Origin of the sequence: Deinococcus peraridilitoris DSM 19664 (assembly GCF_000317835.1) — a bacterium.
In the GTDB taxonomy this organism is placed as follows: Bacteria; Deinococcota; Deinococci; order Deinococcales; family Deinococcaceae; genus Deinococcus_A; species Deinococcus_A peraridilitoris.
Window position 1 is genome coordinate 1,566,148 of record NC_019793.1, and the last position, 19,805, is coordinate 1,585,952.

A 19,805-nucleotide genomic window follows, 5' to 3' on the forward strand; every position below is an offset into this window, starting at 1 on the left:
AATGGCGTCCTGGTGCTGGTGCGCTCGACAGGAATCGAACCTGTGGCCTAGGGCTTAGGAGTCCCCCGCTCTATCCGACTGAGCTACGAGCGCCCGCTGTCAGACGGGCATTATACTCTCCCGGCACCACGCTGACCAGGGCGGATGTAAGCCAGCTTATTATGTTAAAAGCATAATTGTGGCAATATATTTACATGACTGACACTGCCCAACAGGAGGTACGGATGTACGCGGTCTCCCTCACCAAACTTGGCAAGTACACCGCCCGCACCTCTCCCGACGGGCGGCTCAGTGCCCTTGACGCCCTGCGCGCCCTGGGAGAAGACGAAGGCAACTGGGAGCTGCTCTGTGCCAAATACGACCTGGGAACAGGTCACTACGACTTCGGCGCGCCGCACGGCGCCGAACCCACGCTGTCCTACGACCAGTTCTCGCTGCTTGCCTTTGCACTGCAGACCCCCGAAGCCAAGCGCTGGCGTGTACGCGCCCGCGAAATGCTCGCCGGCTATCTCGAAGGTGACGTGCGCCTCGCAGCCGAAATCGCCGAGCGCAACCCGGAAGGCGAAAAGCGACGCTGGCTCAGTGCCCGGCTCGAGAGCGTCGAGGCCCGCAAGCGCTTCATGAGCACGGTCGCTCGGCACGGCGGGGAGGGCAGCGTATTTCAGCAGGTCAGCTCGCTGTCCAACCGCAGCGTCCTCAACATGAACTCGGCTGCCTTTCGTCGTGAGCGGGGTGTGCGCGACACCCGCGACGGCATGACGGCCAGCGAGCTGATGCGGCTGACCTACCTGGAAACGGCCAGCGCCCAGGCCATCGAAGCGCACGCCGCGCGTGGCAATGAGCAAATCCTCGAACTACACCGCAAGAATGCCGACAACGAGCGCAAGGTCTGGCAAAGCGCCCTGGGTCAGGCGTCGTAAGCCTGCAGCGTCCCAGCCCCCGGCCCAATGGGCCGGGGGCACTTTGCGCTAAGGTGTGGCACGTCTTATGTCTTCTCTCGCGCTGATTCACACCGGCGGCACCATCGCGTCCAATTTCGATGCCCGGTCGGGCAGCGTCACGCCGCAAAGTGCCCCTGCCATTCCCGAGATGCCGGGCGTGCAGGTCACCGACTTCCAGCCGTTTCAGTTGCCCAGCCCGCACATCCGGGTCGAGCACATGCAGCGGCTGCGTCACCTGATCGAGAAAGTCAGCAGGGCGTTCGATGGAGTGGTGTTGACCCACGGCACGGACACGCTGGAGGAAACGGCCTATTTTTTGCACCTGACCCTGACGCCCCATGCTCCCGTGGTGCTGACCGGGTCGATGCGTCACGCGGGCGAGGCGTCCTGGGACGGTCCCGGCAATCTGCGTGACGCCGCCGAAGTGGCCTTGCATCCGGAGACCCGGGGGCGCGGTCCGCTGGCCGTGTTCGGTGGGGATGTCTTCGATGCGCGCACGGTCACCAAAACCCATACCACGGCCCTGGGCGCTTTCGGCGGTTACCCGGGGCCTATCGGGCGCGTGGACGGCAAGCGGCTGCGCTTCTTTGCCCGCCCGGAAGAGCGGCCGGTCTTTGCGCCCCCGGAGGTCAGCGCCCGCGTCGAGATTCTTTATGCCTACGCGGGCTGGCAGGGCGAAGGCTTTCACGAAGCGGCACAGCGCGCCGACGGCCTGGTGATTGCCGCCCTGGGCACCGGCAATCTGCCACCGGAACTGCCTGCCCTGATCGCGGCGTGTGCACGTCCGGTGGTGATCGCCACCCGCACGCACGCCGGGCCGGTGCTGCCGCTGTACGGTTACGCAGGTGGTGGCGCTACCCTGGTCGGTGCCGGCGCCATTCCCGCTTCCTTTCTCAACGCCCACAAGGCCCGCATTCTGCTCATCGTGCTGCTGAGCCTGGGCCGAAGCCGTGAGCAGATCCGTGAGGTGTTCGAGCAGGGAAACTTCTGACGGCACCCGACTGCCGAACGAGCGGTCAACGCCGGACGGCGCGTCGCGCGTCCACTCGCGGGCAACCTGAAACATTGCTGTTTTTCCGGAGAAAGAGCTGAGCTTTACCCTCGGACCATGACGTCGCCGATTCTCGATCTTGCCGGCCTGACGCTGGAAGTCAATCACCTGGCGCGCGGCGTGCGGTTCTACTCGCAGGTCCTGGGGCTGGAGGCCGTGCATCACGACGCCAGGCGGGGTGTCGCCGAATTTTCGGTGAATGCGCACCAGACCCTGACCCTCTGGGAACCCATCAGCCGGCAGCGCAACGACGAGCGGCTGGCCCGGCTGGGCGCACGAGGCGCTTCACATCTGCATTACGCCTGGCAGGTGCCCGAGGACAGCCTGGAGCGCTGCCAGGAGATTCTCAGCGAGCACGGTCTGCCCTGGCAGGCCATCAACCTGGGTACCGACGAGCAGCCGGACGTGGGCGTGTACTTTTTTGATCCTTTCGGCCACGGCCTGGAGCTGCGCGCCGTGAACCTGCAAGACGAACGGCAGCCTTATTTTCCGCCCTGGACGCTGCATCGACCGGCGCACGCGCTGCCGGTGGTGGGCCTGCGAGAAGCCGCGCTGGCCTTTTTCGACTTCGAGGCCATGCTGGAGCGCCTACCGCGTGCCTACGGTTTTGCGCTGGCGAAAACACAGCAAGATCGCAATTTCGCGCAGTTCACCCTGGCGCGCGAGCCTGAGCGGGACGGGAACGGCACGCCGCAGCGCTGGCTGTACTGCTGGGACCCGCAAGTCGGGCTGGCCGACATGCTGGGTGGAGACCACGCGCTGCTCCGGTTGTACGCGGATGTGGACGCGGTAGAGCGGCTGGTGCAGGCGGCCGGTCTTGAACACGGCCGCGACGACCTGAGCCTGGTGGTTCGCGATCCGGAGGGGCACGTCTTCGAGTTCATGCCCCAAACCCAACAGCTGCCCGGTTGGATCGGTAAATGAGCACGTTCACCTTCTCATGTTGTGCACTTTGTGAGAGCCACCTCGCGTCTGCGATTCTGTGGAAACAATGAGGGCGTCCGTCAGCCTTGTGTCAGGGGAGAACGCTTTGGTCGTCAGCCTCTCATCATTGAAATGAACCATAAACCAATACACTAACCCTCACTTTCTGTAAAAGATGAGAAAAGCAGGGTCGCGCTTCGCGGCAAATTCTTTTAATAAACCTTTAGGTCATCCTCACTGGGTAGCTGCACTTTCGGGACTGCAAGGTTCTGTCAGGAAATGCAGACACCGGGTATTCAACCAGCACGCCTTGGCGTGCTGGTGTCAGCACGAGCAGTTCACCGTTTCACAGGCCCCAGCCTTGACGGAATTCCCCTTTTGCTGCCTGACGAACACCCGCTATTTCAGGAGTCACAATGTTTTACCCACATGCTCATTTGATGATCCGTCTCGGCCTCCTCAGCGCCGTCCTGGCGTCCTGCGGCACCTTGACCCAGCCGAACCCGCCTGAACCCTCCGAGCTGGAAAATACCGTACAGAACGGCGACGAGCAGATCGACCTGCTGGCGCTCCCCAGCGATGGCGCGCTGAGCATCACGTCGGCGACGGCGAGCAGCAGCAACAGCAGCACGGCGACGCCCGGCAAGGCCCACGACAACTCGCTCAGCAGCTGGTGGGGCGCCAATGGCACCGGCAGCTGGATCCGCTTCGACCTGGGCAGCGAAAAGACCATCGACGCGGTCAGCCTGGCCTTTTACCGCGGTGCCAACCGCAAAGCCACCTTCGACGTCGAACTGAGTCGGGACGGCAGCAACTGGACCAAAGTGCTGAGCAAAGTCACCAGCAGCGGCAGTACCAACAACCTGGAGCGCTACAACGTGACCGACCAGGGTGCGCGCTACATCCGGGTCACCAATCACGGCAACACCGAGAGCAGCGCCATCGGCCTCACCGAAGCCGTCATCAATGGCACCGGCGGATCATCGGGGGGAGCCACCGGCAGCGCGTCCGTTCCCAACTCGGGAGGCCGGACATACTACGTGGACTGCTCGAACGGCAGTGACAGCAACAGCGGCACCTCGACCGGCAGCGCCTGGAGAAGTGTCGGCAAGGTGAACAACAGCTGGCTCAACGCCGGCGAGCGCCTGCTGTTCAAGCGTGGCTGCAGCTGGAACGGTCCCCTCAACCTGCGCTGGAGTGGCACCAGCAGCGCACGCATCATCGTCGACGCGTACGGCAGCGGCAGCCTGCCCCTCATCCGTAACGGCAACCCGGGTGCGGTCATCGTGCGCGGCAGTCACAAGATCATTGCCAATCTCCGCGCCACCGCTGACAAACCCCGGAGCGTCGACAGCGGACGCTGCTACGGGCCGATCGGCTGGCGCATCGGCTTCTCGTTCGTGAGCGGCAGCAACAACAACACCCTGCAGAATGCCGAAGCGTACGGCCTGACCGCCGGCGTGCACCTGGAGGACGGCGCCAACAACAACAAGATCCTGCGCTCGCGCTTCACGAACAACAACGTGATGAGCAAGAACAACGACGACGGCGGCGACAACGACAGCGGCGCGTGGGGTGTGCTGGTGAACGGCAACGACAACGAAGTGGCGCACAACTACTTTGAGGGCAACACCGCCTGCAGCGAGGATTACGGGGTGGAAGGCGCGTCCCTGGAGCTGTACTACGCCAAGCGCAACTATTTCCACCACAACACCTCGATCAACGACACCACCTTCACCGAACTGGGCGGCAGCAGCAGCAACCGCAGCGAGTACAACCGCTTCGAGTACAACATCTACGCGCCCCTCAACACCAACGGCCGCGGTGAAGCGCTCGTCATCCGGGGCTGGGGAAGCAGCTGGGGGGCCAATCCCGGTACGGTCTTCAACCACAACACGGTCTTCAATACCAACGTCGGGGTCTTCTGCGGCGAAGGGTGCGGCACGGACATCCTGACCCTGCGCGACAACATCATCGTGACCCGCAGCGGCGCCACCAAGGACACCGTGTGGACCGATGGTCCGATCAACCAGAGCGGCAACGTCTTCTACCAGCTCGACGGTCAGTACAAAGTCACCATCAACGGCGTCAAGGACAGCAGCCGTCTCGGCACCTCCGTCTGGGCCAACCCCCGCCTGGATGACCCCTGGAACCGTGACTTCACTTTGGAGTCCGGCGCTCCCAAATCTTCGGCAGGTGCCTTCCCGCGGTAAATTCGCGCTCAGCAAGAGGCGTCCGGGCAATGCCCGGACGCCTCTTGTATCCGACTTCCGCGCCTGCTCAGGGAACAGGCAGAAAAGCGACCGCGAACGGCTTAAGCAGACTGGGTGGGCGCTGATTGATCGTGACCCGCACATCTGCCGCCGTGGTGTTGACCAGCATCACACGTTTGGCGGACGCCAGCGCGATCACGCTGCGTGATGACGACTGCACCTTCACCAGCGGCGTCCCCGAGGAAAAGTGCTCGACAAACGACTGCGTGGTGGCCGCCGCCGGAAAGGGCCTGCCGCCGCCCGCCAGACGTACGTCACTCCAGAGGCTCTCCTGGCTGCCTTCACAGCAGCGTCCACCTTCACCCTGCGGAGCCCAGCGCAGCGCGACGTTCGCCCCGGAGCGCGCCAGCCGCACGAGCGTCGCCGCCATCAGGGCGTTCTGCTGCTCAGGAGAAAAGCTCGGCGCACTGTGTGAGGTGGCGTACCATTCGGCCCACCAGATCGGCAGCTTGGTGCGCGCCCGCAACCACGCCATTATGTCGGTGTAGAGCTGCGTGGCAGCGAAGGGATCACTTGGCGGGCGGTTCTTGTTGTACGATCCCAGGTCGTTCGTAACGAAATCCGCGCCGACCTTGTTCTTGTTCCAATACTCGAAGGCGTCCAGGGTCCGCTGGTCCACGCTGCCGTACGGCTGGCCCCGCAACGAGGCGTCGCGCGCCGGGACCCGCCCGGCCTCGTCGGCGTCCGGCCGGAAGGGAATGTAAGGGCCACCCACCTGAATCTTGGGATTGACGGCCTTGAGGGCCTTGTAAGTCGCGTTGTACAGCGCGGTGTACCCCTCGTAATCCCAGCGGTTCTCGGTGCGGTTCCAAAAGCCCTTCAGCTCGTTCCAGACCTGATAGTGCAGCACGTCCGGGTAGCGGCGTGCCACCTGGGCCGAGAGCTGCGCGAAGTCGTCGAAATGGGAGGCCAGGGGAGCGACTTCCAGATTCGACCAGTTCGTCTGTCCGGCCTGCCCACCCTTCATCCAGTCGGGCGCGCAGCACAGGGTGATAACCGGGGTGCCGCCGCTTTTGCGAATCAGCTCGATGCGGGCGTCAAGGCTGCTCCAGTCGTACTGACCGGGGGCAGGCATGGGATTGAGGGCGCCCCAACCCATGATGTGCTGATTCTGAAAGGGGCCCATCTTGGGCAGCAGGGCGCGGGCACTGGCGAGCGCTTCGGCGTTACCGTGACCGTCCTGCACGGTGTACTGGGTGTGCGTGACGCCCAGGGTGAGGCTGCTCTCCCCTTCGCGCACGCCCGGCGTCACGGTGACGCGCACCGTGCTCTGCGCGCACGCCGTGACGGACAACGTCGTCACCGCCAGCACCGACAGACTGAGTTTGGTCATGAGGCCCGCAGTGCGCGCGAGCCGCTGTAAGATTTCCGGCATATAGACCGAACTATAAGAGGCGCTCGCTGACGCCCCGTGAGTCAAACGAGCGGAGCGCCTTCACCCGGCTCTGACTCCTCCAGGACCGCCTGACGGTACGCGGCCTGACTGCCCGCCGCCGAGGGCAACAGGGCGATGGCCTTGAGCAGGTTGCCACGCATACGGATCTGCCCGGAGGTGATAGCGGCCATCACGTTGAGCTCGCCCAGCCAGAAGCGGTGTGCAATCTCGGCGGTGGGCAGTTCGAAGATCAGGTCGGGAGGGGTGGGGGGCAGCTCCCAGTTCACCTCGACGCTGGAGCCCCGTCCGCTGAGCACCAGCGTGAGTTCGGGCTCGTGGTGCACGAAGGCGACCACGGCCTGAGCGCGCAGAAGAGAGCGCTGCGAATTGTTGCCGTCAGAATTTTCGGTCTGCAGTTGCAACATGCGCTGAAGAAGGCCGCGAAACTGTGTGGCGGTCTTCCTTGCTTCCATAGGTGCCGCCCAGTGTAACCCAGGCGCAAAGTGTCTTTCCTTAATACCTATGCTGTTGGCCACGACACGGCCAACGGCAGAAGAGCGGGGTCGGGCTTCACAGCCCGACCCCGCCTGCAAGATTTCTTAGTTGAATTTGAAATCGACGAATTGCTTGGTGTTGTCCTTGAAAGTCAAGGTCAGACGCCGGCAGCCGCTCCAAGTCTTGTCGGTTTTCCAGACGTAGACGTACTGGCCAGAGGCAGCGTCATAGCTCAGGCTGCTGTTTCCGGCTGCCACGGTCGGGGTGTCGGAATCAAGTGGTACGGCACTGTTGCAGGTCACCGCTGAAGAAGCCGCGCTCATGATGTCCAGGCCCTGGTTGCCACCGAGGCTGAACTTCACCGGAACGGCACTTCCCGCTTTGACCACGTTGAGTGCGCCCATGCTGATCGGCTGGAAGAAACCTTTGAAGTCATAGATGACGTTATAGGAAAATGACTTGGTCTCCGAATTCCCAGCGTTATCAGTGGCCGTGCAGGTCACCGACTTCGTGCCGACGCTGCTGGTATCAAGTGCACCGCAGGAGGCGCTGAGGATGCCCGACAGTGTATCGCCTGCACGGGGGTCCACGCTGGTGGAAACGCCCAGCAGAATCTGGCTTGGGAAGGTAGGATCGAACGTTGGCTTGGTCCGGTCGATTTTGATCCCGCTCACCATTACGGTCTCTGAAACGTGCCCGGCGAGGTCCACCACCGTGCTGCTGAGGCTGAGGTTATCGCCTTCACCTGTCACGGTCAGGAGTCTTTCGGCGCTCACGCAGCCCGATCCGTTGTCGGTGCAGCCGAGCTTCAGGCTCACGTCGTCGTTGTTCCAGCCTTGCGCATTGGGCAGGGTGACGCGGGTCAGCGTAGCGACAGGCTTGGTTTTGTCGAGCTTCAATCCGGTGACACTACCGGTACGGCTGTTACCCGCCTGGTCCGTCACGGTCCAGCTGGTGCTTTGGTTGCTGCCTTCGGTGGTGACGGTGTCGGTCCCACCCGCACTCGTGCAGCCGGAGAGGGCGTCAGTGCAGGTGAAGTTCACCAGGATATCGGTCTTGTACCAACCGTTGGTGCCGTCGGGTTGCGCTGCGGGCGCGCCGGTGACTTCAGGGGCAGTCTTATCGATCTTGGCAGAGAGCACGCGCACGGCCTGGTTGCCGGCGGCGTCAGTCACAGTTTTGCGCACGGTGGTGAGAGCGCTCAGGGTGGACTCGTCCGACGCGGTGAGCGTGAAACTGGCGTCACCAGGATTGGCCAGACCCGACGTCTCGTCGCTGGCCGTGAAGGCTGCAGAAAGGTCGGTGTTGCGCCAGGCAGCTTCGGTGATGTCCGCACCGCTGATGATGGGTGCAACGGTGTCACGCTTGACGGTGAGCTTGGCCTGTGCCGTATTGCCCGCTACATCGGTACAGGTGGTGCCGACCTCGGTCCCTTTGGTATCCGTGGTCAGGGGTGCAATGGCCGTGCAGTCCCTGAGCCCGCTGAGTGCGTCGTTGGAGCCGGCAGTGCTGAAGCTCACGTCTCCGACGTACCAGTCGCCGTTGCCTTTGGTGCCGCTCGCCGTCAGGAGCGCAACCGGGGCGGTCTTGTCGACGTTGATGCCGCCCCGCGAAGCGCTGGCCGTGTTGCCGGCCTTGTCGGTGACGCTTGCGGTCACACTCTGGTTCGCGCCTTCGCCGAGCACTTTGCTGACTGGGCAGCTGCCGCTCAGACCGGAGAGCGAATCATTGCACGTAAAGGAGACGGTGACGTCGGCGTTGTACCAGCCCGCACCATTAGGGTTGCGGTTAGCGGACGCCGAGATCGTGGGCGGAGTTTTGTCGATGTTAATGTTGCTTTCGGTGACGCGGGCGATGTTCCCTGCATGGTCGGAGACGCTCGCCGTCGCGCTCTGGTTTGCACCCTCGCCGAATGTCTGCTCAGAAGGGCATTTCCCATCCACGCCTGACAGGGCGTCGCTGCACTCAAAGGAAACCGTGACATCGGTATTGTTCCAGCCATCGCCATTCGGCTTCGCGCTGCGTTTGGCGCTCAGCGTGGGTGCTGTCTTGTCGATCAAAGTCGAAATTATGCGCGTTGCAGAGTTTCCGGCGCGGTCAGTGACGGTCTCGGTGATGATCGTGGGACTCGACGCGTTGGCAGACTCGGCCGAGGCAGTCAGCGTGAACGAAGACCGGCTCTCGGTGTTCAGGCCGGACAGGGCGTCACTTGCGGTAAAGCTTCGGCTCAGGTCCGTATTCCGCCAGGCCGTTTCAACAACGTCGGCGTCGCTGATGGTCGGCGCGGTCTTGTCAATCATGGCCGACGCCTGACGGATCGTGCTGTTGCCAGCCTTGTCCGTGACGGTATACGTCACGACCGACGGCGTGGTCGCGGAGGGGGACTGGGCGCTGACGGTAATCGTAAAGCTGGCGTCACTCGCCTTTGCCAGACCCGAAAGGCTGTCGGAGGCAGTGAAGTCGGCATTGAAATCTTCGTTGCGCCAGGCAGTGTCGGCCACGTTCGCGCTGACAGTGGGCGCAGTCTTGTCGATCAGGGCCGAAAGGGTACGGGTGGCCGTGTTCCCCGCATTGTCCTTGATCGTCTGCGACACTAGCGTCGGTTCCGTCGCGCTCGCGGATTCACTGCTTGCTGTGAGCGTGAACTTTGCAGGGCTGCTGACTGTCAGGCCCGATCCGCTGTCGGACGCGCTGAATTCGGGTGAGGACAGCGAGGTATTCCGCCAAGTGGTATTGACGATGTTTTCACCACTGATCACTGGAGCGGTGGCGTCACGCTTGATGGTGACCGATTTTTCAGTGGTTCCGCCAGCACTCGTAGCCGTGCAAGTGAACGTAACTCCGGACGTATCACTGGAAACCGTACGGCTGTCGCAGCCAGTACTGGTATATTGACTCTCATTATCAACGACGCTCCAGGTGAGCGTAGCGTCGGACGTGTACCAACTATTGTCTCCTTGCGTTCCGCTTACCGTTGGTGTGATGATCGGCGGCGTGGTATCTGTTTTAGGCTCGGTAACCGTAACTTTGAAGCTTCCTGCGGTAAAAGTGCCTATAGCATCTTTCTTTTTTATTCCTCCTGACGCATTGGCTGTCAGTATCGAAGATTCTCCAGCTTTTGCGTTGGAGACCACTTTATACGAAACTTCACCATAGTTCGTATCACCACAGCCGTATACGTCTACACTCGCCGGGGAACCGACGACGACAACACTGCTAGAGGAAGAGAGCGTGATAGTGACCGGATTGCTGGCATCAGCATTACAGCCCGGTATTTTGTCCTTGCCATTATCATCGGCGACAATATACAGTCGCACCTTTCCAGTCTCGTTCTTTGTTTTGGTGACGTCACCTGACGCAACAGTTCCATTTTTGACATCGCCCAGATTGACGGTGTCAAGCGGTTTGACTGTTGCGCCCTGTTGAGGTGCTTTGACTGTTGGTGCTTGATCAGGCATCTGCCCACAAGCCATCAGTGTGGTGAGAACTAACGCGCCGACCGGGAATCTTTTCATAGCTTCCTCCGCCGGGTCGGTCTCACCATTTGCTCCCCCTGCTCAAGGTGACCGTCTACAGAGCAGGCTTCCCAGCCCCCGATTTCAATTGTAAGAATATTGTAAGATTTTTAATTTGTGAGGGCAAATGAGAACAACGAGTGTGAAGAATCGGAAAAAATTCGTTCTACACGCAAATATCTTGAAAAGCATTTGACAGTGAGATAAATATTAAATAGCTACTCATGTGACTCATCTCATGATCGTGTCAAACAGTCGGGCTGAAAGGTACGCCAGTGCCTATTGCTCCCACGCCTTCGGATGCCTCCTAACCCTTGTCTTGCCCACGACACTCTCCCTCATCCTCGCCTGCCGTAGCATGCCCAGTAGTTGGAGGTTTCATGCCCGGCATCCTAGAGGTCTACCGCGATCTGCTTCCCGTCACCGAGAACACCCCGCTGCTGTCCCTGCACGAGGGGAGCACGCCTCTGATTCACGCGCCCCGCCTGTCCGAGGAACTGGGGATCGAGCTGCACCTGAAGTTCGAGGGCCTCAACCCCACGGGGTCGTTCAAGGACCGCGGCATGGTCATGGCCGTCGCCAAGGCCATCGAGGACGGCGCGCAGAGCGTCATCTGCGCCAGCACCGGCAACACCTCGGCGGCGGCGGCGGCCTACGCCTCGCGGGCGGGGCTGCGCTGCGTAGTGCTGGTCCCGGACGGCAACATCGCCATGGGCAAGCTGGCTCAGGCCCTGATGTACGGTGCCGAGCTCGTCGCGGTGCGCGGCAACTTCGATGAGGCCCTCAACCTCGTGCGTGACATCGCCGACCACGAACCGATCGTGCTGGTCAACTCGGTAAACCCCTACCGGCTGGAAGGCCAGAAGACCGCCGCGTTTGAAATCTGCGACGTTCTGGGCGAGGCTCCCGACATCCTGGCACTGCCCGTCGGGAACGCCGGGAACATCAGCGCGTACCACAAAGGCTTTCGCGAGTACTGTCAGCTGGGCAAAATCCCTGCTCTGCCGCGCCTGTGGGGCATTCAGGCCGAGGGCGCGGCTCCGCTCGCGCGCGGTCTCGACCGGGTGGAGAACCCGGAGACGGTCGCCACGGCCATCCGCATCGGCGCCCCCGCGAGCGCGCACCTCGCCCGCGCGGCGGTGGCCGACACGAGTGGCCTCTTTGACATGGTGAGCGATGACGAGCTGCTCAGTGCCTACCTGCGCCTGGCGCGCGAAGGAGTCTTCTGCGAACCGGCGTCGGCGGCAGGCGTGGCCGGGCTGATCAAGCTGCACGCGCAGGGACGTCTGGAGCGCGGGCAACGGGTGGTGGCGGTCGTGACGGGAAACGGCCTCAAGGACCCCGGCACGGCACTCAAGGCCGTGGGCATCGAGCCTCAGGCGGTGGACGCCACGCTCGACGCCGTCAAACGCGTGCTGTGGGGTTGACTTGATCAGTGACTTCGCGCCTTTCAGCGTGCGGGCGCCCGCGTCGAGCGCCAACCTGGGGCCGGGCTTCGACTGCGTGGGTCTCGCGCTCGACCTGTACACGACCGTACAGGTCGAGCGCGCGGCGCGCCCCGAGGTGGTCACCGATCTGCCGGGTGTGCCGCTCGACGAGAGCAACGCGGTGTACGCGGGGGCGTTGCTGGCCGCCAGGGCCGTCGGGCGCCCCCTGCCGCCGCTGCGCCTCACGGTCCGCAGTCAGGTGCCCCTCGCACGCGGGTTGGGATCGAGCGCGGCGGCCCTGGTGGCCGGACTTCAGGCGGGAAACACCGTACTGGGAGAGCCGCTGGGGATGCAGGAACTGCTCGACCTCGCGTCCGGTGAGGAAGGGCACCCGGACAACGTGGGCGCCTGCCTGCTGGGCGGCGCGGTGATCGCCACCATGAACCGCGAGGGCGTGCGCTTCGTGCGCACCGGGGTTCCGGCGCACTTCGGGGTGCTGCTGCTGGTCCCGGAGTTCGAACTGCGCACGTCCGAGGCGCGGCGGGTGCTGCCGGTGAACTACTCACGGGCGGACGCGGTGCACGCACTGTCGCACGCGGCACTGCTCGCGGCAGGCTTTGTCTCGGGAGATCTCGGGGTGATCGGGGCGGCCATGCGTGACCGCCTGCACGAACCCTTCCGGGCACCGCTGGTGCCGGGCCTGCTCGACATTCTGGAAGGCGCGCGCGATCACGGGGCGGTGGGCGCGGCCCTGTCCGGAGCGGGGCCCAGCGTGCTGTGCCTGTACGACCGCCGTGAAGCGCGCGTGCAGGCCCGCCTGACGGCGTTTCTGGCGCGTGTGATGCGCCAGCACGAACTGACCGGTAAAGTGCTGCCCCTCAGCGTGGACGTGGATGGCGTGCAGGTACGCACGAGTTCGCCCCAGGCATTCTGAGTGCAGCTGTCGGGAAGTTGTGGCGCTTCGTGACGTTTGCCGCGGGCACAGGTCACGGCGGGCGCTATGCTGGGGCGTTGTGGCTTTTCCTGCCTTGCCCCTGAAAACGCTGCTCAGCTTCGTGAAGTTCGAGCACACCGTGTTCGCGCTGCCTTTCGCGTATGCCGGCATGCTGCTGGCGGCGCAGCAGACGAGCGGCTCGTACTGGCCCGGCGCCTGGACGCTGCTCTGGGTCACCCTCGCCATGGCCGGAGCACGCACCGCTGCCATGGCCGCCAACCGCCTGATCGACGCCCGCATCGACGCGCTTAATCCGCGCACGGCGGGCCGGGAGATTCCGCGTGGCAAGGTCACGCCCGTGCAGGCAGTGTGGCTCACGGTGGTCAGCCTGCTGGTGCTGGGCTTTGCGGCCTGGCAGCTCAATCCGCTGTGTCTGGCGCTGATGCCGCTGGCCGTCTTCTTTCTGATCCTGTATCCGTACACCAAGCGCTTCACCTGGTTGTGCCACCTGTGGCTGGGCGTCACCGACGGCGCGGCGGCGGCTGGAGGCTGGATCGCGGTGACCGGTCGCTTCGACTGGGGCGCGTTGCTGCTGTGGCTGGTGGTGATCTTCTGGATGGTGGGTCTCGACGTGATCTACGCCACGCAGGATTACGACTTCGACCGGCGCTTTCGGGTGCAGAGCATTCCGGCGCGTTTCGGCGTTGCACGGGCGCTGCGTCTGGCGGCCGCCTCGCACGCGCTGACCTTCGGCCTGCTGATCGCAACGGGCCTGGCGGTGGGCGCGAGCTGGCCTTACTACCTGGGTGCGCTGGTGATGGGTGCCATCCTGCTCTACGAACACCGGCTGGTCAATCCGAACGACCTGCAACGGGTCAACGTGGCCTTTTTCGATGCCAACATGTGGCTGGCCCTGGCGATGCTGCTGGCCGTGATCGCTGATGTCGTCTGGCGGACCGTGGCGTGAGCGCGCCCGGTGGACGCCGCGCAAGGACCGGTCGGCTTGCCCGAAGGATCTGAACGGGGGCTCAGGCTGGTTCCCGACGCTGCCTGCCGGGCCTTCGCGCGTGGCGACGACCGTGAGGCTCTGTCGGTGCTGCGCCGCGCCCGTGACACCTGGCCGCCTTCATCGGCGCAGTGGGCCTTTCTGGAGCGGCTGGTGGGACTGGTGCTGATTCATACCCTGCGCGAGGTCGAGGGCACCTTCGCACTGGAGCGCGCTGACGAGCTGCTGGAAGAACGCGGCTGGCCCCTCCCGGACCTGGACCTGTTGCAGGACACGGACAGCTGAGCGAAGGCCGACCAGACCTCGCCGCACGGTCGCGGGTGCGCAGCAGCGAGGCCCCTCTACAATGTCGGCTATGGTGCTCGAAAGCTCGGTTGAGGAATTCGTCGCACGCTTCGCTCCGTACGCGGCCGAGGGCACGCTCTACCCGCAGCATGAAGGAAGCCCGCTGCTGGAATTCGCCGCTGCCGGACGGGTGCTGTACCTGTTCGACCGGACGGGGCCGTACGCCGTGAAACCGGGGAACGGTCGCGTGATCGTGCATGGGGTGACCGAGGCCATGCACACCCTGAATCTGGGGAGCGAGGCAGCGGGCGTTCCAACCCAGCAGCTGAACCTGCTGGGCGTGTCGGCGGTGGAGGGCGTGGGCATGGTGGAGGAAGTCTTTCGGGGCCTGACCGTGGTCCGCGCCCGCCTGCCGCTGGTGCTGGGCAGCCTGTCGGGTCTGCCGACGCTGCGCGCGGGAGACTGGGTGTCCTTTCGGACCACGCCACCACTGCACGGCTTTGTGGTATGAGCTGGGCATGAGCGGGCCTGGTCGTCCTCCGAACCGGATGGGGAGCGCTTCGAAATCATTATAGCGCTTCGGCATTTAAAGCCGTCTGACACGTATTTCTTGCCGGTAGACAAAGCCGCCCGGTCTGAGGCATGATGAAGGAAGTCTGAAACGCCCGCTGACGCTGGCGTTCTTTTTGTCCCAGGTCCTATTGATGCCCAAACCACTGCCCCTGAACTTCCAAGCCACCTCTGCCGCTCGGCAGGAGGTCAGTGTCCTGTTCGCTGACGTGGTGGGCAGCACTGCCCTGGCCCATGCACTGCCGCTTGAGGCGTACAGCGCGCTGATGACCGAACTGCTGCAGGTGCTGATTCTCGGTTGCGCTGCGCGTGGCGGAGAAGTACTGCAACATCAGGGAGACGCGGTGGTCGCCGTATGGCCGGCCTGGCAGGCCGCTTTCGCGCTGGAAGCGGCTTTCGAGTCTCACGGACGGGTGGCAAGCCTTGCTGCGGCGACCCGGCACGGTCTTAAGCTGCAGTTGCGCGTTGGCGTGGCAAGCGGGGAGGTCATCATCGGCACGGTGGGCAGCAGCGTCACCGCTTACGGCCTGCCCATGAACTTCGCCCGTCGGTTGTGCGACGCTGCTGATGCCGGCGCGACGCTGACCTGCGCGCAAACCCAGCGCCTCACCCCACGCGCGACCTACCTGTCCGCGATGGCGCTCACGATTCCTGATTTTCCGTTCTCGGAGCTTCCGGCGCAGGTACTGCTGCCGCCTAGCAATGTCACCATGAAAATCAGTTGAGTATAAAGGTGAGAATTCTCATGAGAACGCTTCCTAGACTGGCGCTATGGAACGCAAGCCGCTTGTACTGGTCATCGAAGACGAAAAAGACATCGCGCGCTTTATTGAACTCGAACTGGCGGCCGAAGGGTACGCCACAGAAGTCGCGTTCGACGGGGTCACCGGCCTCTCCAAATTCCGTGAAGTCTCGCCTGACCTGGTCATCCTCGATTTGATGCTGCCGGTGCTCGACGGCCTGGAGGTCGCGCGCCGTATCCGCAAGACCAGCAACACGCCCATCATCATTCTGACCGCCAAAGACAACATTCAGGACAAAGTCGAAGGCCTGGACTCGGGCGCTGACGACTACCTCGTCAAGCCGTTCTCGATCGAAGAGCTGCTCGCCCGTGTACGCGCGCACCTTCGGCGCGTCAACCCGGCTGTCACCGGTGAAGTGCGCGTGGCCGACCTCGTCATGAACCTCGATGGACGTGAGATCTTTCGTGGTGGACGCCGGGTGGAACTCTCCGCCAAGGAATTCGAACTGCTCGAACTGCTGGCGCGCAATCCCGGCAAGGTTTTTTCACGCTTTGAAATCGAAGAGAAAGTCTGGCCCGAGTACACCGGCGGCAGCAACGTCGTGGACGTGTACATCGGGTACCTGCGCCGCAAGCTTGAGGAAGGCGGCGAACGCCGCTTGATTCACACCGTACGCGGCGTGGGCTACGTCCTGCGCGAAGAGTAAATCCCACACCCAGACGCCTGACCGCCTTCAGACAAACTTGTGCTCTTTCTCTGCTAATCCTTAGACTCGCTAACCTGAACGCATGACCCTGCGCTGGCGCCTGACGCTGTTTTACACTTCGCTGCTGGCGATGTTGCTCCTGATCATCGCGGTATCGGTGGTGTGGGTGCTGGAAAGCAACCTGGTGCGCAACATCGGCGACCAGCTGCGCTCGGACTACCGCCAGATCAGTTTGCGCAGCAACCGCTTCGGGCTCGACGGACCGCTCAACTTCAACTCCAACGCGGTGTTTGCCGACATCTCGCTGTATGGCAGCTTCGATCAGATGGTGGGCGTGACCCCTGATCAGGTGCGTGAGATCAGCACCGAGCAGCTGGAAATTTCGATTCTTCCCAGCGAAGAGCGAACGTACAACCTGCAAAGCGGGCAAAGCGGGGGCGATCCGCCGGTGCTGCAGCTCAGCCGCGCCGAACTGGCGAGCCTGCAACGCAGCAAGGATCTGCAGATCATGGCCATCAAGACCCTGAGGCGTCCACGGGACGCGCAGGGCATTCCGGTGCTGGTGCTGTCCAGCGTGGTCCCGTTTACCAAAATCGACCGGCTGAACAACACCGCCGAACCATCAAGCGGCATACTGCACCTCGCCCGCGACCTGACTCCGGTCTACCGCACGGTGCGGCAGTTGCAGTTCATCATGCTGCTGGTCTCGCTCGCAGGCATCCTGCTGGCCGGAGTCGGTGCCTACGCACTTTCGGGCCGCGCGCTGCGCCCACTGCGGCTGGTGCGCAAGGCGGCCGAGTCGATCAGCGAGAAAACCCTGCGCCAGCGTGTTCCGGCGCCGAACACCGGCGACGAGGTCGAGGCGCTGGCGCACGCCCTCAACAGCATGCTCGACCGCATCGAGCGCTCATTTGAAGTGCAGCGCCGCTTCACTTCGGACGCCAGCCACGAACTGCGCACCCCCGTGACGGCCATCGGCGGGCACGCCGGTTACCTGCTGCGGCGCACCCAGCCCACGGTGCAGCAGGCCGAGAGCATCACCATCATCAAGAACGAGGCCGATCGTCTCAGTGGCCTGATCGCCAGCCTGCTGGAACTGGCCCGGTCGGACAGCGGCGTGATGCAGCTGCGGCATCAGCGCATGCTGGCCAGGTTCTTTCTGGAGGACATCGCCCGTGAAGTGCGCCCCCTGGCGAGCGCGCAGGGGGCAGAGGTGATCGCCGAAGGCGAGGAAGTCGAGTTTCTGGCCGACCCCGACCGGCTGCGTCAGGTGGTACTCAACCTGGTCTCGAACGCCCTCAAGGCCGGAGCGAACTGCGTGACGCTGCGCAGCGAGCAGACGGGAAGCCATCTGCGGCTGCAGGTGCAGGACGACGGACCGGGCATTCCCGAAGAGCACCTGGGGCGGCTCTTTGACCGCTTTTACCGCGTCGAGGAATCCCGCTCGCGCGATCAGGGCGGCAGCGGGCTGGGCCTGGCCATCGTCAAGGCGATCGTGGACGCGCACGGTGGCCGCATCTGGGTCGAAAGTACCGTGGGCGTGGGCACCAGCGTGTACGTGGAACTGCCCGTCGGCAGGATCGAGGAGCGCGAGGCCGACCCCGAAGTGGCCTGACCGGTGACCGGGCGCGCCCGGTCAGGCCAGCTACTTGCGCAGGCGCTTGAGGGCTTCTTCCGGGCTGATCTGACCGCGTTCCAGCAGCGCCAGCGTTTCGTCGCGCGGATCACGCTCCTCGGGTTCGTAGCCGATGGCGCGCAGCAGAGCGTCGAAACGCGAGCGGACCGTGGGATAGGAGACGCCCAGGATGCGCTCGACTTCCTTGAGGTTGCCGCGCACCTTGATATAGAGGCGCAGAAACTCCAGGTTCTCGGGGCTCAGAACTGCAAACTCGTTGAGTTCGAACTCGCCTTGCACGGTCACGCCTGATTCGGGAAAGCGCAGTTCGGTCACCAGGGGCATTTCGCTGACCCCGGGAAACGGCAGCGGCAAGGGCTTGGGCATGAGTTCATCGTAGCGTCTGGTCATGCTGCCCGCCCTTGGCCGCAGGTCGAAGGATCACTCCAGGTCACTCCACGTGCAGGCTGATTTCCGAACCGTCGGCGGCCTCGACCGAGAGGAGCTCGCCCACCGGGGGGTTGGCGCTGAGCATCAGGCTGAGGGCCTCGCTGCTGATGCCGCTGCGCTCGAGCGCGGCCAACACCCGCGGCGGCAGCAGCTTGGCGGCGTGTTCACCCAGCGACAGCGGCAGATTGGCGCGCAATTCGCTGCCGTCGACATCCTCGACGTTCACGCGCAGGATGCTGCCCGGTCGCCCGGACCGGCGCTCGCCGTGTTCCCGGAAGGGTCCTCCGGGCCGCCCTGGACCGCCGGGACCGCGTGGACGGCCAAAGGCGCCCTGCATGGCGTCGCGCACGAGACGGGGCACGTCTTCCATCACCGACTCGAAATCACCCACGGGCACCGGGCGCCGCAATCCTGCTTTGATTTCCAGCAGCACTGCCAGTTCCTCGGGACTGAAACCGTCTTCGCCCAGCAAGGCGAAAAGGTGCGCCCAGCGTGGACCCAGATCCAGTCTGGGTGAGAGGGCTGCCAGCAGCGCGCCTGCGTCCTCGGCGCTCAGGCGCTCACGCGCCACCATCTCCAGCACCCGGCGAAGCTGCTCTTTCATGCGCTCACCTCTCCTTTGCCGTCATGCTCTTCGGAAGACGCGCTGACACCCGCACCTGTCAGGGTGGCGTTGCCACCGGTGATCGATACGTTCAGACGGATATTGCCCTGGGTATACCCTTCATAGGTCGCCGTGGCGGGGCTGGTGTCCCGCCGTTTCACGGCGAAGCCGTGAGTGCGCAGGCTGCCACCCACCACCTGCGCGTTCAGGCGGACGGAGGCGGCGTTGGGCACGCTGAGGGTGGCGTTGCCGCCTGTCAGCTTCACGCTGTGCTCGCCTTCCTCCAGGGTGGCCGTGGCCTGCAGGTTGCCGCCCGTGACGTTGACGTTGAGGGCGCTGACCTGCCCCAGGTGCAGGTTTCCTCCGGACACCTTGCCCTGCACCCGAGCATTCAGGTCGTGCAGACGGACGTTGCCGCCGGCCAGATCGATGCTCACGTCACGAAAGTCCTCGGGAATACGCAGCTCGATTTTGAGACTTTCCCGAAAAAGACCTTGCGTCAGACGATTCAACCAGCCCTCGCTTTCGCGTTCGCGCCGCAGCGTCCAGCCGTCCGGACCGGCCAGGAGTTCGATACGGCCCTCGCCTTCGGCTGTGACCTGCGGCGTGGTGAGGCCGGAATCGGCGTAAACCTGCACGCTGGCACCCTGCATCGCGATGCGCAGACGGCGTGGCGCTTGCTGTTCGGGCACTTCGGCAGTGCGCTGCACGCCAGCAGACGGGGCGGCAAGCAGCGTCTCGGCTTCTGCGGCGGTGAGTTTGCCCTCGGCCACCAGGGCCTGTACACGTGCCCGAAAGTCATCCTGTGAATTCATGACCACCTCCTGTCTTATTTGTAAACCTGTATATCACATTCTGTCAAGTCGAGTTTTACATTCTTCCATCGAGGAT

Annotated in this window: 18 protein-coding genes and 1 tRNA gene; 12 read left to right on the forward strand and 7 right to left on the reverse strand. The window is 63.6% G+C overall.

The genetic code is table 11. The features are described 5' to 3' along the window. Positions 1-16: 16 nt before the first annotated feature. Positions 17-93 (reverse strand) — tRNA-Arg (locus DEIPE_RS07750). Positions 94-194: 101 nt separating this feature from the next. Here DEIPE_RS07750 and ddrC point away from each other — a divergent pair. From ddrC to DEIPE_RS07770, 4 genes are all read left to right on the forward strand, one after another. After that, the gene (ddrC, locus tag DEIPE_RS07755; protein WP_245557603.1) at positions 195-920 is read left to right on the forward strand and encodes a DNA damage response protein DdrC; all 726 of its coding nucleotides are present in this window, start codon (positions 195-197) and stop codon (positions 918-920) included. Positions 921-987: 67 nt separating this feature from the next. Next, positions 988-1,932 carry an asparaginase gene (locus DEIPE_RS07760; protein ID WP_015235438.1) on the forward strand — a complete coding sequence of 315 codons (945 nt, stop codon included), beginning with the start codon at positions 988-990 and terminating at the stop codon, positions 1,930-1,932. Between the two features lie 117 nt (positions 1,933-2,049). Beyond that, complete coding sequence (locus DEIPE_RS07765) at positions 2,050-2,916, forward strand: VOC family protein (protein ID WP_015235439.1); 867 nt, start codon at positions 2,050-2,052, stop codon at positions 2,914-2,916. 440 nt (positions 2,917-3,356) lie between these two features. After that, on the forward strand, positions 3,357-5,129 hold the full coding sequence (locus DEIPE_RS07770; RefSeq protein WP_245557604.1) for a discoidin domain-containing protein: 1,773 nt from the start codon (positions 3,357-3,359) through the stop codon (positions 5,127-5,129). 67 nt (positions 5,130-5,196) lie between these two features. On the opposite strand, the gene DEIPE_RS07775 is transcribed toward DEIPE_RS07770, so the two are convergent. The 3 genes from DEIPE_RS07775 to DEIPE_RS07785 all read right to left on the reverse strand — a co-directional run bounded on the left by DEIPE_RS07775 (position 5,197) and on the right by DEIPE_RS07785 (position 10,574). After that, entirely contained in the window at positions 5,197-6,564 is a 1,368-nt protein-coding gene (locus DEIPE_RS07775; RefSeq protein WP_015235441.1) for a GH39 family glycosyl hydrolase, read from the reverse strand. Positions 6,565-6,605: 41 nt separating this feature from the next. Continuing rightward, complete coding sequence (locus DEIPE_RS22105) at positions 6,606-6,989, reverse strand: hypothetical protein (RefSeq protein WP_052326656.1); 384 nt, start codon at positions 6,987-6,989, stop codon at positions 6,606-6,608. 174 nt (positions 6,990-7,163) lie between these two features. Beyond that, on the reverse strand, positions 7,164-10,574 hold the full coding sequence (locus tag DEIPE_RS07785) for a PxKF domain-containing protein (RefSeq protein WP_015235443.1): 3,411 nt from the start codon (positions 10,572-10,574) through the stop codon (positions 7,164-7,166). Positions 10,575-10,954: 380 nt separating this feature from the next. Between DEIPE_RS07785 and thrC the strand changes: the two genes are divergently transcribed. From thrC to DEIPE_RS07830, 8 genes are all read left to right on the forward strand, one after another. Then, positions 10,955-12,001, forward strand: coding sequence for a threonine synthase (gene thrC / locus DEIPE_RS07795; protein WP_015235444.1), 1,047 nt, complete (start codon positions 10,955-10,957; stop codon positions 11,999-12,001). 1 nt (position 12,002) lies between these two features. Continuing rightward, positions 12,003-12,935 carry a homoserine kinase gene (thrB, locus tag DEIPE_RS07800; RefSeq protein ID WP_015235445.1) on the forward strand — a complete coding sequence of 311 codons (933 nt, stop codon included), beginning with the start codon at positions 12,003-12,005 and terminating at the stop codon, positions 12,933-12,935. Positions 12,936-13,014: 79 nt separating this feature from the next. Continuing rightward, positions 13,015-13,902, forward strand: a complete 888-nt coding sequence (mqnP, locus tag DEIPE_RS07805; protein WP_015235446.1) for a menaquinone biosynthesis prenyltransferase MqnP — start codon at positions 13,015-13,017, stop codon at positions 13,900-13,902. 36 nt (positions 13,903-13,938) lie between these two features. After that, entirely contained in the window at positions 13,939-14,226 is a 288-nt protein-coding gene (locus DEIPE_RS07810) for a hypothetical protein (RefSeq protein ID WP_041231288.1), read from the forward strand. Between the two features lie 61 nt (positions 14,227-14,287). Next, the gene (locus tag DEIPE_RS07815) at positions 14,288-14,737 is read left to right on the forward strand and encodes a hypothetical protein (protein WP_015235448.1); all 450 of its coding nucleotides are present in this window, start codon (positions 14,288-14,290) and stop codon (positions 14,735-14,737) included. Between the two features lie 193 nt (positions 14,738-14,930). Next, positions 14,931-15,521: an adenylate/guanylate cyclase domain-containing protein gene (locus tag DEIPE_RS07820; RefSeq protein WP_015235449.1), complete on the forward strand. Its 591-nt coding sequence runs from the start codon at positions 14,931-14,933 to the stop codon at positions 15,519-15,521. A gap of 46 nt (positions 15,522-15,567) precedes the next feature. After that, a complete protein-coding gene (locus DEIPE_RS07825; protein ID WP_015235450.1) occupies positions 15,568-16,245 on the forward strand; it encodes a response regulator transcription factor in 678 nt (225 codons plus the stop codon). A gap of 82 nt (positions 16,246-16,327) precedes the next feature. Beyond that, the gene (locus DEIPE_RS07830; protein ID WP_015235451.1) at positions 16,328-17,860 is read left to right on the forward strand and encodes a sensor histidine kinase; all 1,533 of its coding nucleotides are present in this window, start codon (positions 16,328-16,330) and stop codon (positions 17,858-17,860) included. 30 nt (positions 17,861-17,890) lie between these two features. Here DEIPE_RS07830 and DEIPE_RS07835 read toward each other — a convergent pair whose 3' ends face one another. The 3 genes from DEIPE_RS07835 to DEIPE_RS07845 form a co-directional block, all read right to left on the reverse strand. Next, positions 17,891-18,247, reverse strand: coding sequence for a DUF2089 domain-containing protein (locus tag DEIPE_RS07835; protein ID WP_041231290.1), 357 nt, complete (start codon positions 18,245-18,247; stop codon positions 17,891-17,893). A 64-nt stretch (positions 18,248-18,311) separates the two neighbouring features. Beyond that, a complete protein-coding gene (locus DEIPE_RS07840) occupies positions 18,312-18,914 on the reverse strand; it encodes a hypothetical protein (protein WP_015235453.1) in 603 nt (200 codons plus the stop codon). Then, positions 18,911-19,729, reverse strand: a complete 819-nt coding sequence (locus DEIPE_RS07845; RefSeq protein WP_015235454.1) for a DUF4097 family beta strand repeat-containing protein — start codon at positions 19,727-19,729, stop codon at positions 18,911-18,913. Before DEIPE_RS07845 ends, DEIPE_RS07840 begins: the two co-directional genes overlap by 4 nt. Between the last annotated feature and the right edge of the window lie 76 nt (positions 19,730-19,805).